Source organism: Paenibacillus sp. JT22N12 (assembly GCF_056269365.1).
The window spans coordinates 956,588-969,435 of the sequence record NZ_JBWDNU010000001.1 but is presented as its reverse complement, the minus strand read 5'-3'; the positions used below and the strand labels follow the sequence as shown (position 1 = coordinate 969,435).

The window sequence follows — 12,848 nt, the reverse complement described above, 5'->3', positions numbered from 1 at the left end:
GGCCTTCTATCGGATTTCCAGGATTTGCTCCCTTATCCTTACATGATCTTCATATGGATTTAACCTTCGTTTGATAGTCCATCCCTATAATCAAAATGAACGAATTTACGCAACGATGGATATAAACAAACATTATAGTGAATGAACTTGCATGGGGAGGGACTTCGTTTGTTGGCAGCAGAGAGAAAAATGAGAATTGTGGAATATGTCCGGCTTCATAACAGCTCAACGATCAGTACGCTAGCCGGAGAATTTGGTGTCCACGAAGCGACAATAAGACGCGATCTGGCCGAGATTGAACAGGAGGGCAAGCTCAAGAGAACCCATGGCGGGGTTATCGTGGAGCAGTGGACGCATGACGAGCCTTCCTTCAACGAACGGTCAACCCAGAATCTGGAGCAGAAAATGAGAATCGGCAAAATGGCAGCAAGTCTCGTGGAGGACGGGGATCACATTATTATCGATTCCGGAACCACGACGCAGTATATTGCCAGAAATCTGGTGCACCGCTCGGATATTACGGTGGTGACCAACGATATGAATGTGGCCGCAGAGCTGCGGGATGCGCCCCGGATCAAAGTGATTCTGACAGGCGGAGAGCTGTATCCCTCCAGCTATATGCTGAACGGCATGTTCACGGAGCATGTGCTGCGTTCGCTGCATGCCCTCAAAGCATTTATCGGTACGCCGGCTCTGCATCCGCAGCACGGTCTGATGCATCCGGAGGCGCAGCTGGTTCCCGCCAAGCAGGCGATGATCCGGGCAGCGCGGGAAATCTTCGTCGTTACGGACGACAGCAAAATAGGCAAGCCCGCGCTTCATACCGTAGCGCCCAACAGCGCCATTCATACGCTGATTACCGGTAAGGAAGCTCTGGAACAGGATCTTAAGCTCTTCCGCGATGCGGGCATAACCGTGTATACCGTCTGATCCGGTCGAGCCATTACCTGAAATATATTTTGCAAGGAGGCATCAGCCCTTGGCGTCCATAGAATTTGTCCGCGTGACCAAGCAGTTCGAGAAGAATGTCGTCATTAAAGATCTGGACTTGAAAATAGAGGATGGCAAATTCACCGTGCTGGTCGGTCCTTCCGGCTGCGGGAAGACAACCCTGCTGCGCATGATTGCGGGCATTGATCCGCAGTCCTCCGGCTCGGTGCTGATTAACGGCAAGGATGTAACGCGAATTGCCCCCGGCCAGCGGGGAGTGGCGATGGTTTTCCAGAATTATGCCATTTATCCCACCATGTCGGTGAGAGAGAATATCGAGTTTGGGCTGAAGAACAACAAGGTGCCCAAAGCGGAAAGAACGGAGCTGGTGGAGACCATCAGCGCAACGGTAGGCCTTGCCGAATATCTGGACCGCAAGCCGTCCACTTTGTCAGGCGGGCAGCGCCAGCGGGTTGCCCTGGCCCGGGCGATGGTGAAGAAGCCGTCGGTTTTCCTGATGGACGAGCCCCTTTCCAACCTGGATGCGAAGCTCAGGGTGCAGATGCGCATTGAGCTGATCGAGCTGCACAAGAAGCTCGGCACCACCTTTGTTTATGTGACGCATGACCAGGTCGAGGCGATGTCGATGGCCGATACGATTGTGCTCATGAACAAAGGGACCATTCAGCAGGAGGCTCCGCCGGATGTGATGTACCGCCAGCCGAACAATCTGTTTACCGCTCAATTTATCGGCGTTCCGCCGATGAATGTGGGAGAGCTTGGCAGAGGCGGAGTGAAATTCGGCTTCCGTCCGGAGAGCGCGGAGTTGACCCATGAGCACTCCGGGCTTCATTACGCCGCAAGAGGCAGAATCATCACCAGAGAGATGCTGGGCTCGGAGACGATTTATCAGGTGAGATGCGGCCAGCATGCTTTTATGATCAAATGCGTGGAAGACCGCTTCACGGTTGATCAAGACGTGCATCTGGGCGTAGCAGCAGATAAATTGGTATTCTTCGAATCGGACGGAAGCCGCATCAGCACGGAGCACGCCTTGTTCAAGGATCATCTGGAGGCGCTGCGAGGTATTCCGCATGGAGCATAAAACGATAGGGCAGCGGCTGCGTCCCTATGCCATGATTGCGCCTGCGATGCTCGGTATTGCCTTGTTCGTTATTTATCCGATGCTCTATCTGATTTATCTGAGCTTCTTCAAATACAATCTGATGAACAAGGCCAAGAGCAAATTTATCGGTCTTGACAATTACAGCGAGATTTTCAGCCGGGGGGACTTCTACAAAGCCTTGGGCAATACCGCTCTATATACCCTTGGCGTTGTAGTGCTGACATTGCTCATTGCCCTGCTCATCGCCGTGTGGCTGAGCAAGAAAAGCAAGTTTAACGCAATTGTCCAGGCCGGCATCTTCACCCCGCATATCGTCTCTATCGTGTCGGTATCGCTGATCTGGCTGTGGATTATGGAGCCTAACCTGGGCATGCTCAATTATTTGCTGAAGGCGGTCGGACTGCCGACGTCGCAGTGGCTGCAAAGCTCGAAGACGGCGCTCATCTCGGTCATTATCGTATCGGTGTGGCAGGGAATCGGTTATTACACCTTGATTATCGTAGCTGCCCTGCAAAGCATCACGCCCAGCATCTATGAGGCGGCAGCGCTCGATAATGCCAGCAAATTCAAGGTGTTCTACAAAATCACCCTGCCGCTTATTTCACCGCAGCTGTTTTTTATTCTGGTAATCATGACAATTGGCTCCTTTAAAGTATTTGATACGGTGCAGGTGATGACCGGAGGCGGTCCCAACGACGCAACCAATACGATCGTCTATTATATTTACAGCTTCCGGACCACGAATATCGGTTATTCCTCGGCAACCGGCGTGGTTCTGATGGCGATTATTGCCCTGCTCACCTTCATTTACTTCCGTTTATTGTCCAAAAGGGTTCATTTTCAATAAACCGGCGGCTCATAAACCTGAAACGCAAAGGGGATTCCCACTTGAAGACATTTGATTTCAAAGCCGTGAGATACTCACTGGGATTTATCTTGAAAGCCGTTCTTCTGATGATATTTGTTTTTCCGTTCCTGTGGATGGTTTCCACCTCTCTGCAGACGTACAAAGAGACGCTGACCTTTCCGCCCACATTGATTCCGGCCTGGCCGCAGTGGGTGAATTTCGCCGAAGCGATGCAGGCGGGCCCGTTTCTGATGTACGCCAGAAACTCTGTCATTATCACGGTCTCGATCATCCTGCTCCAGTTGATTATTATGGTACCGGCAGCTTACGCCTTTGCCAAATATAAATTTGCCGGAAACAAGCTGTTCTTCGGTATGGTTCTGCTGGCCTTTATGATTCCCGGTCAGGTCACCTTCATTCCGGTTTATATGATGATGGGCGACTGGGGGCTGATCAAGACGCTGCTGCCGCAAATCATTCCGTTCATGTCCAATGCCTTCGGCATCTTCCTGCTGCGCCAGTATTTCATGCAGGTTCCGGAGGAAATTATCGAAGCGGCCAGGCTGGATAATGCCAGCGAATTCAAATTGATCTGGAAGATCATGATTCCGATGTCCAAATCAGCGTTGGCGACAATAGCGCTGTTCAGCTTTGTCAGTCATTGGAACGAATATTTCTGGCCCTTGATCATGACGGATACGACGGCAATACGGCCGCTGACGATCGGTATTGCGATGCTGCGGGAAACCGAAGGGATCAGCCACTGGCATATTATTATGGCGGGCAATGTGGTATTGGTTGTACCGATTCTGATTATGTATATCATTTGTTCCAGACAGATTGTGAGAGCTTTCGTTTATTCAGGGATTAAATAGCGCATTTGATCCCTTTTAAATAAAAAAGATAAAAACAAATAATGGAGGGAAAACCAGCATGAAGAACAAATTTATTCTTATTTTGATGGTAACGATGCTTATCAGCATTCTGGCAGGCTGTGGGAGCACAGCGAACAACACAAATAACGGTGCAGCCGCCAATACGACAAATGATTCATCCACAACCAACGCAGCAGATCCGGCACCGGCAACGGACACGGCATCGGGCGAGAAAACAACTGTTCAATTCTGGCACTCCCTGACCGGCAAAAATGCCGAATATATGGATGCGCTCATCAAACGTTTTAATGATTCCCATGAAGACATTGAAGTTGTCGGAACATTCCAGGGCAGCTATGATGATGAAGTGACCAAGCTTCAGCAGGCGATTGCGTCAGGTACCGCGCCGGATGTGAGCATGCTTGAGCGCGCTTATGTTCAAATGTTCGCGGATTCGGATGTTCTGGAAGACCTGAACCCTTACATGGAAACCTCGGGTGTGAGCAAGGATGACTTTACGGAAGGTCTCATGGGCCATTCCATCTTCAACGACAAGCTGGTTTCCCTGCCGCTTAACCGTTCCACGCCAATCCTGCATGTGAATAAAACACTGCTGGACGAGAAGGGCCTTGCCGTACCAACGACCTGGGATGAGATGAAGAAGGTTGCCAATGCACTGGTTGTCAAAGATAAAGATCAGGTAACACGTTATGGCTTTACGATGCCTTATGATACCTGGTATCCGATTGCGATGATTTCACAAGCCGAAGGAACCTTCTTCAATGCCGACAATACCTCGATCGGGTTTGGCGATAATGGAGTAGGCGTCAAAGTATTCAGTTACCTGAAGGATCTTCAAAGCTCTGGCGCCCTGTATTATCCGCCGGCGCAGGATTCAGGCAATATCGTGACGCAAATGTTTGTTGACGGCAAGGTCGCGATGATGTTCGGATCGACCGGAAGCATCGGCTCGCTCGCGGATGCGGTGGACTTTGATTATGTGACGGCCTTCCTGCCGCAGGATAAAGTATTCGCCAACCCTACCGGAGGCGCCAATGTCGCCATGCTGTCGGGTTCAAAAAACAAGGAAGCGGCATGGGAGTTCATCAATTGGATGGAGACGGATCCGCAAGGCGCCCTGCCATTCATTATGTCATCCGGTTATCTGCCTTTCACCAAGAAAATGGTTGAATCGAAGGAAATCCAGGATCTGTGGGCAAAGGAGCCGAACCGCAAAGTGGCTTACGATCAGCTGCAATATGCGACAGATACGAATAAGGATGTAGCTTGGCCGGAGGTTATGCATGAATTCTTCTCCGCGATCGAGGCGATTATGTATGACAGCAAGGATATTCCGTCTACGCTTGATACATTCAAGAAAGAAGCAGAGCGTATTCTCGCTGAGTAGGAGGGAATGAACCGTATGATCGAACGTATTGCGAATCAACCCGGCATTATTGTAGCGGCCCATAGAGGCTATAAATCGGATTATCCCGAAAATACGCTGCTCGCATTCCGCAAGTCACTGGAGCTGGGCGTGGATATGCTGGAGTTTGATCTGCGGCTGTCCAGCGACAAGGCAGTCATGGTGCTGCATGATGCGACCGTAGACCGCACGACGAATGGTTCGGGAAAAGTCGGCGGGTTCAGTCTTGCCGAGCTCAAGCAGCTGGATGCGGGCAGCTGGTTCGATCCCGAATTTGCCGGGCTTGACATCCCGACTCTCGCAGAGCTGTGCGAGCTGCTGCGTTCTTATCCGGATGTGCTGCTGAATGTGGAGATCAAATCCAACCATGATGCGATGGAAGCCGTTGATCTGACCGTTGCCATTCTGAAGGAGTACGGTTATCTGGAGCGCTGCGTGTTTGCGTGTTTTGATGCTGCGGTTATCGCGTACCTGCACGATGTTTACAAGCTGAGGACGCAGGGCTTCCCGGGGACGAAAATGTCCAATTTTGTCCCGGGCGATGAGGGAACTTATTCGAAGCTGTGGGCCATCGGCATTGAAATGGGACAGCTCACGCCGGAAATCGTGGAAGAATACAAGCATAAGGGGCTGCTGGTCTGGTGTTACTGCCCGGACAATGAAGCCCAGGTCCGCCATGGACTGGCATGCGGCGCCACTTTAATGACCTGCAACGATCCGGTGCCTGCCATGGAGATATTAAAGCAGCAAGCTTGAGCAAGCTGCCAGGATTACAAGGAAGCCTCCGCCCGATAAGGGAACGGAGGCTATTTTTTTTATAGCAGCAAGAAAGAAAAGCAGCGGGCCGACCAGGACAGCTATTAGTCCGCTGCAGCGAGGAAAAACCTTATTACACGTGCGGTAACTGTGGATCACGGTGCTATAAGCAGAAAAAACCTTGCTGGAGTATGGATCCGGAGCTCATCAGTAACAGGAAACGACTCCAGCGAGGAAAATGGCCGGGGTGGGGGATTATGAGCGGATCTGGCAAGGACGAAGGCGGTCCGGTTCCTGATCTTATTACGCCTCCGGGTTACCTTGCTTCTGAATACGACAGAAGCCATACTGAACCGTGACTTCGCCCGCTTGCTTTTTCAATGCCGTACTAGAAAATCAATTGATATCAATCCGGGATTTCTTTATAATAGCTACATTAACAAGCCATATATTATCCAATGTAAGCGTTTTAATTTCGAGAACTGAGAACCTGGATAGCTGGGAGAGGACCGATTAATGAATATTTTTCATTTGTATAAGTCCAAGAAATATCTTGGGCGGATCATTGTGAGCTTCTCCATTCTGGTTCTGCTGCTGCTTGCCCTGTTCTCAAGCGCGCTGTATTACAACTCCGAGAAGATCGTGCTGGACATGCAGCGGGAAGCCAACAAGAAGGTGCTCTCCCAGATCAAATTCAATGTCACATATTTGAATGACGTGATCCAGAAGCTGGTGACCTCGCTTTATTACGATAATGATGTGATTCCGCTGATGACCGCAACGGATAACTCCGATGTCTTCGAGATGCTCCGAAAACGGTTGAGAATTGATAAATTTGCCGACTACACGCCTTTTATTCACTCCATTATTATTTACAACGTCAATACGGACCAGTTCGTATGGGGCGGCGACCCTGTGCTGCAGGACCGCGATGCGCCGATTTATGCAGCGTTAAGGAAGATGTTAAAAGCCGGCAAGCCCATCCCCAAGCTGAAAATGCTCCCCATGAGTCTTGACGGCCAAGAGGGGGGAAAGGCCGATTTCTTCTCTATCTTCAATTATGATTCCATTGTCTATCAGCCGGGTCAAAGCGCTTTTATTCTGAATATCAAGCCGCAGTGGCTGTTCGATAATATCAAACTGATCAACCAGCTTGCCTGGGAGGAAAATGAAAATGTATTTATTATGAGCGATGATGGCAGCGTCATAACGCCCGACACCGACACGCCCGAATTAACCGGTGATTTCAGGCAAGCGATTATGGACCGGATTGATGCAGCGACAAGGGCAGACGATGGCAGCGGAGCCTTCAATTATTCGATTTCGGATAAGAAGAAAATCGTCAACTACTTGAATACCGGCATCAACGGCTGGACTCTCGTCAGCATCCAGCCCTATGAGAGTTTGGTAAAGAAAGCGGAATCGCTTAAAAATACATCCATTGTCCTGACCTTGATTTTCGTCCTGCTGTCGCTGTTGACCATTCTTGGCGTATCCCATCGGCTGTACCGGCCGCTCGGCAAGCTGGTCAGCTTTATCCGGGGAGACGCAGGGGGAGAAGCCGAGACGGAACCGCCCGGCGGAGACGAGCTGACTTATATGTCCAGTGTGTACGAACAAACGATCCAGCGTCTGAAGGCCGCCCGCAGTGAGCAGCATACCACGCGCAGCATTGTGCGCTCCTATTATATCCGGAAGATTGTGACCGACAGCCAGGCTTTATCGAGGGAGCAGCTTCTGGGATGGATTCAACAGCATAAGCTTGCGATGAACCCTGCGGGTCCCTGCATGCTAAGCGTCATGAAATTGGATGGATCGACTGATTCGGCCAACTCCGGGGATGAGAAGGAACGGAGCCTGCTGCATTTTGCCATTGCGAATATTGCTCAGGAGATGTTGTCCCGGACCTATCTTTGCGAGGCTATCGAGATGAAAAGCGAGCATCTTGTCGCGGTTATCAGCACAAGAGACGAAGCGGAGCTGACTGAGACGGGGGTGCGCGGGGTGATGAGTCAAATCCAGGACGCAATCGCCCGGATGTACCGGGTGAAATTCTCTGCAGCTCTCGGGGAAGTGATTGCCGACTATGCTCCCTTGCATGATCAATATCTCGGCTGCCTGCAGCTGCTCCGCTACAAGCTGGTTTATGGAGGCCAGTCCATCCTTGTTCCTTCCATGATCAAGGAGAATGCGGCGCAGACGGAGGCGAGCCTTCCCCCGGAGCTTGAGAAGAAGCTGATGGAGAGCATGAAGTCGCTGCAGCCGGAAGCGTTCCGAAAGACGCTGGACAGGATTTTCGAATATATCTCCACATTGAACTATGATTATATGGTTTATATGGCCCTGCATGTCTTCATTCTGATGAAGAATGGGATCAAGGAGATGAATGATAACCGGATTGTCCCTGTGACTATCCAGATGTCCGATATTGACCGCAAAATCATGGACAGTGATTCGCTTGAGAGCATGAAAAATATTCTTCTGGATGTTTACCGGGAAATCAATGAGAACAAGAAGAATCCGGAGCAGGAGCGGAATGAGATATTGGTAGAAACGGTGAAGGATATCATTGAGCAAAATTATTCCGATATCAGTCTCAGCCTGCAGAAAATCGGGGACGTGATGAAGCTCTCGCCCGACTATATCGGCAAGCTGTTCAAGAAGCTGCTCGGTATCGCGGTCTCCGAGTATATCAATGAGCTCAGGCTCCGGCAGGCCGTCATCTATCTGGAAGAGGACAACTACACCATCAACGAGCTGATCGATAAGATCGGCTTCGGCACGCGCAGCAATTTCTTTCGTCTGTTCAAGAACAAGTACGGCACCACGCCGAAGGATTACCGGATCAAGAACAGCCTTAGCGTGGACAAGTAACGAACCGCCAGGTGCAGCATTTTAGCTGAAGACAGCTCCTCGCAAGTCGGAGAAGCTGTCTTCTTTTTGTCTAAAGGGGCTGATCAGGGCCGTTTTGGACTTTTTGCGGCATTTTGGATTGGAATTTGGGAATAATATCGGGATTTTGGACTTCTTATGACGACCGCAATCAGCGAAGATACAGGTAGAGCAAAGCGCAGCACAAGTTAAAGAGGAGTGAGCAAAAGAATGGCGGACAAAGAAACAGCTTTGGTTCAGACAGCTGCGGCGGGAAAGCTTGCCAAGAGAGAGAAGAAGGGATCAGGGTTCAAACAGAACATAGAATTGTTCGGTTTGTCGCTGCCGGGCATCGTCTATTTATTCATCTTTTCTTACCTGCCGATGTTCGGCGTCATCGTCGCGTTTAAAAATTACCGGTATGACAAGGGGATTTTGGGGAGCGAGTGGGTAGGGCTCAAAAATTTTGAATTTCTGTTCGCTTCGGAGAACGCATGGAGAATCACGAGAAACACGGTGTTGTACTCCTTATCTTATATTATTATCGGGACGATAGCCGCATTGATCCTGGCCATTCTGCTCAGCCAGGTAAACAAACGGTGGGTTAAGGTCCATCAGACGGTATTGTTCCTCCCTTATTTTGTATCCTGGGTTGTCGTCGGCTACATTACGCTGGCTTTTCTGGACCATGCATCGGGATTCCTCAATCAAACCCTGTTATCCCTGGGGATGACGGCGCACAAATGGTACTTCGAATCCGGCCCCTGGTCGTATATTCTCATTCTGGTGCATGAGTGGAAGGCTATCGGCTTTGGAACCCTCATTTATTTTGCCGGGATAATGGGGATCAGCGGGGAGTATTATGAAGCGGCCCGGATAGATGGCGCCACTAGGCTGCAGATGGCCATGAAAATCACCCTGCCGCTGCTGACTCCGCTTATATCCATCATGCTGATCCTGTCCATTGGCGGCATATTCCGGGGCGACTTTGGCCTGCATTATTTTGTGCCGAACAATTCGCCGTTTACGTTCGCTTCGACGGATATTATCGACACCTATGTGTTCCGCGCCTTGAGGGAGCTGGGGGATATCGGAATGTCATCGGCTACCGGGCTTTACCAATCGGTCGTAGGATTCTTCCTGGTGATTACAGCCAACTATATCGTGAAAAAAATAAATGACGACAACGCGTTGTTTTAGGAAGGGGAAGAGACATGCAGCAGGCCAATAAATCCGCACCCTTCATCAATCTGTTTTTTATCATTTTAAGCCTATTGATGATTATCCCGTTCATTCTGGTTATCTCAGTCTCCTTGTCGAGCGAAGCATTTCTGACCAAATCCGGTTACCACTTCATTCCGGATTCCTTCACCTTATCGGCTTACCGGTATATTTTCAAAGTGCCGGATATCATCATCAGAGCCTACGGCATTACGGCGCTGGTCACCTTGATTGGCACGGCTGCGGGGCTGCTGATCACATCGATGATTGCTTATTCGATCTCCCGGCCGGATTACAAATACAAGAACGCCACGAGCTTTTATGTGTTTTTTACGATGCTTTTCAGCGGGGGGCTCGTACCCTTCTATATTCTGATGACGCAGTATCTGCATACGAAGGATACGCTGTGGGCGCTGGTGCTGCCGGGGCTGCTGAATGCCTGGAATGTAATGGTGCTGAAAGGGTTCCTGTCCAAAATCCCGATGGAAATCATTGAGTCGGCGAAGATGGACGGGGCGCGGGAATGGCGTATTTTCTTCACCATCATCATGCCGCTGTCCACTCCGGCGCTTGCGACCATGGGCCTCCTGATTGCGTTCAACTACTGGAATGAATGGTTTCAGGCGCTGTTGTTCATTGATAATCCCGATCTGGTTCCTCTGCAGCTGATGCTGGTGCGGATGCTCAACAGTATGGAGGTCATTACGCAAAATCTGGACAAATTCGGCATCGGCCTGGATATGAACCAGTTTCCTACAATGTCGGCGCGGATGGCAATGGTGGTAATAGCTGCCGGTCCGATGATGCTGGTCTTTCCGTTCTTTCAGCGTTATTTTGTCCAGGGGCTTACGGTAGGCTCACTGAAAGGCTAGCTGCCTGCCTTACTGAATACGCCGTTTCAGGATAATACATGAAGAGATCGCGCCAGAGGGAGGGAGAATAAGGAAGACAGGGCATGATCTCCATATTATTATATTTATAGATGATGAGCATTAATGGGAGGTTTACACATGAAACAGAACAACACGTATAAGCTTGGGCTGCTGGTATTGGCTTTGATGATGATCCTGGCAGGCTGCAGCAGCACGAAGAACGGCAATAACCGGAATGAACCCGTTGCCGCAAATAATCCAGCCAATGGACAAGACGCCGCTGCACCTGCCGGGAGCGACGCACCCGACGCACCCGAGGAGCTTCCTCAAGTAGAGCTTAGCTGGTATTACGGAACAAGCCAGCAGCAGCCGGATCAGCAGGCAGTCGAGGACGCGGTTAACCAGTATTTGAAGGATAATACGGATTTGAATGCAACCGTGAAGCTGAAGCCGGTTGACTTCGGCAGCTATGACCAGAAGCTTAATGTTTCGATTTCATCCGGCGAGCCGATCGATATCGTCTGGACAACAGCCTCCTGGCTGCTGAAGTACAACGAGAATGTCAAGAAAGGCGCTTTTCTGGCCCTTGACGACCTGCTCCCCAAATACGCGCCAAAAACATTCAACGATATGATGCCTGCCCGGTTCTGGGAAGATGTGAAAGCGGATACGGACGGCAAAATTTATGCAGTTCCGAGCTATCAGGTCGCAGCTACGGCGTTCGGCTTCGTCTTCCAGAAGCGGTTTACAGACAAATACAATTTTGATACAACGCAGGTGAAGTCGCTGGAGGATCTGGAGCCTTTCCTCGAGACGCTGAAGAAAAATGAGCCGGATGTCATCCCGTTTGCGTTCCAGGCCGGGAATAACGGTCCGCAGGATCCCGTTCTGAAGGATTACAGCGGAGGCATCACCTACAATCCCGATGATCCGTACAAAAATATCGACAAGTTGGCCACGCCGCAGTACAAATCCTATTTGGAACTGATGCACAGCTGGTATGAGAAAGGGTATATCTATCAGGATCTGGCTACGGTGAAGGACTGGAACCAGCTGCTCGCCAAGGGCAATGTGGCCGTCATTACAGATGTTACCTTCAAGCCGGGCGGAGATGTGTCCTATCCGTCCAAGAACGGCGGCAATGAAGTGGTGATGCAGCGCATTACCGAGCCGCAGTTCACAGGGGTAACGGCCACGATGAACGCAATCAGCAATACATCGAAAAATCCGGAAAGAGCCTTGATGCTTCTGGAGCTGGTCAACAACGACAAGGAATTGTATAAGCTGCTCTCCTACGGCATTAAAGGCAAGCATTACGAAGAGGTCGACGGTGTATACAAACCGCTTGAAAACTCGGGTTATGCTCCCAATATCGACTGGGTATTCGGCAATCAATTTAACGGTCTGGTGCGCGAGAATCAGCCGGCCGATGTGTTCGAGCAGACGAAGAAGCTGAATGAGGAAGCCGCGGTTCCACCGCTCAGTGGATTTCATTTTAACGATTCCGACCTGAAAACAGAATCAGCAGCCGTAAGCGCGGTCAATGCGGAGTATAAGGTTCCGCTTGAGACGGGAACGGTCGATCCGGCAGAAATGCTGCCCAAGTATCTCGAAGCGTTGAAGAAAGCCGGCTACGACAAAATCCAGGCTGCCATTAATCAGCAGCTGGCTGATTGGGTTGCCAAGAACGGCAAATAATAATATCCTCCGGGTTCATTGGACGAACATTCGCCAAGCTGCAACGGGAGAATGTTCGTCCCCAACAACGAAATCCGGTCGAACTGACCTTGAATGTGGACAGAACCGAAGTGTTCAGTCTGACGGATTCCAGCAATCCGACTCTGGATGAAGGCTACTTCCAGCTTTATGCGTCTAGCCCGAGCTCACCGCTCACGCTGGGTGCGGTTACACCTTAAATAATTTG

Annotated in this window: 11 protein-coding genes; all 11 read left to right on the top strand. The window is 50.5% G+C overall.

Annotated elements, in window-relative coordinates:
• Positions 1-168: 168 nt before the first annotated feature.
• On the top strand, positions 169-930 hold the full coding sequence (locus AC0YOA_RS04025; RefSeq protein ID WP_210039409.1) for a DeoR/GlpR family DNA-binding transcription regulator: 762 nt from the start codon (positions 169-171) through the stop codon (positions 928-930).
• A 49-nt stretch (positions 931-979) separates the two neighbouring features.
• Positions 980-2,035, top strand: a complete 1,056-nt coding sequence (locus tag AC0YOA_RS04020) for an ABC transporter ATP-binding protein (RefSeq protein WP_475785503.1) — start codon at positions 980-982, stop codon at positions 2,033-2,035.
• Positions 2,025-2,903 carry a carbohydrate ABC transporter permease gene (locus AC0YOA_RS04015; protein ID WP_210039407.1) on the top strand — a complete coding sequence of 293 codons (879 nt, stop codon included), beginning with the start codon at positions 2,025-2,027 and terminating at the stop codon, positions 2,901-2,903. The genes AC0YOA_RS04020 and AC0YOA_RS04015 overlap by 11 nt, the downstream gene beginning before the upstream one ends.
• A gap of 41 nt (positions 2,904-2,944) precedes the next feature.
• Positions 2,945-3,778: a carbohydrate ABC transporter permease gene (locus tag AC0YOA_RS04010; protein ID WP_379113111.1), complete on the top strand. Its 834-nt coding sequence runs from the start codon at positions 2,945-2,947 to the stop codon at positions 3,776-3,778.
• A 58-nt stretch (positions 3,779-3,836) separates the two neighbouring features.
• On the top strand, positions 3,837-5,186 hold the full coding sequence (locus AC0YOA_RS04005; RefSeq protein ID WP_475785502.1) for an ABC transporter substrate-binding protein: 1,350 nt from the start codon (positions 3,837-3,839) through the stop codon (positions 5,184-5,186).
• A 15-nt stretch (positions 5,187-5,201) separates the two neighbouring features.
• Positions 5,202-5,960 carry a glycerophosphodiester phosphodiesterase family protein gene (locus AC0YOA_RS04000; protein WP_475785501.1) on the top strand — a complete coding sequence of 253 codons (759 nt, stop codon included), beginning with the start codon at positions 5,202-5,204 and terminating at the stop codon, positions 5,958-5,960.
• Between the two features lie 516 nt (positions 5,961-6,476).
• A complete protein-coding gene (locus AC0YOA_RS03995; protein WP_475785500.1) occupies positions 6,477-8,834 on the top strand; it encodes a helix-turn-helix domain-containing protein in 2,358 nt (785 codons plus the stop codon).
• A 228-nt stretch (positions 8,835-9,062) separates the two neighbouring features.
• On the top strand, positions 9,063-10,031 hold the full coding sequence (locus AC0YOA_RS03990; RefSeq protein ID WP_475785499.1) for an ABC transporter permease: 969 nt from the start codon (positions 9,063-9,065) through the stop codon (positions 10,029-10,031).
• A 14-nt stretch (positions 10,032-10,045) separates the two neighbouring features.
• A complete protein-coding gene (locus AC0YOA_RS03985; protein ID WP_475785498.1) occupies positions 10,046-10,924 on the top strand; it encodes a carbohydrate ABC transporter permease in 879 nt (292 codons plus the stop codon).
• A 138-nt stretch (positions 10,925-11,062) separates the two neighbouring features.
• On the top strand, positions 11,063-12,622 hold the full coding sequence (locus AC0YOA_RS03980) for an ABC transporter substrate-binding protein (RefSeq protein ID WP_475785497.1): 1,560 nt from the start codon (positions 11,063-11,065) through the stop codon (positions 12,620-12,622).
• 89 nt (positions 12,623-12,711) lie between these two features.
• The gene (locus AC0YOA_RS03975) at positions 12,712-12,840 is read left to right on the top strand and encodes a hypothetical protein (RefSeq protein WP_475785496.1); all 129 of its coding nucleotides are present in this window, start codon (positions 12,712-12,714) and stop codon (positions 12,838-12,840) included.
• Positions 12,841-12,848: the final 8 nt, after the last annotated feature.

Excerpts from the sequence above, each read along its gene's own strand:
- AC0YOA_RS03985 (WP_475785498.1), top strand. The coding sequence starts at position 10,046 with ATGCAGCAGGCCAATAAATCCGCACCCTTCATCAATCTGTTTTTTATC.
- AC0YOA_RS04015 (WP_210039407.1), top strand. The coding sequence starts at position 2,025 with ATGGAGCATAAAACGATAGGGCAGCGGCTGCGTCCCTATGCCATGATT.
- AC0YOA_RS03980 (WP_475785497.1), top strand. The coding sequence starts at position 11,063 with ATGAAACAGAACAACACGTATAAGCTTGGGCTGCTGGTATTGGCTTTG.
- AC0YOA_RS04005 (WP_475785502.1), top strand. The coding sequence starts at position 3,837 with ATGAAGAACAAATTTATTCTTATTTTGATGGTAACGATGCTTATCAGC.
- AC0YOA_RS03995 (WP_475785500.1), top strand. The coding sequence starts at position 6,477 with ATGAATATTTTTCATTTGTATAAGTCCAAGAAATATCTTGGGCGGATC.
- AC0YOA_RS04000 (WP_475785501.1), top strand. The coding sequence starts at position 5,202 with ATGATCGAACGTATTGCGAATCAACCCGGCATTATTGTAGCGGCCCAT.
- AC0YOA_RS03990 (WP_475785499.1), top strand. The coding sequence starts at position 9,063 with ATGGCGGACAAAGAAACAGCTTTGGTTCAGACAGCTGCGGCGGGAAAG.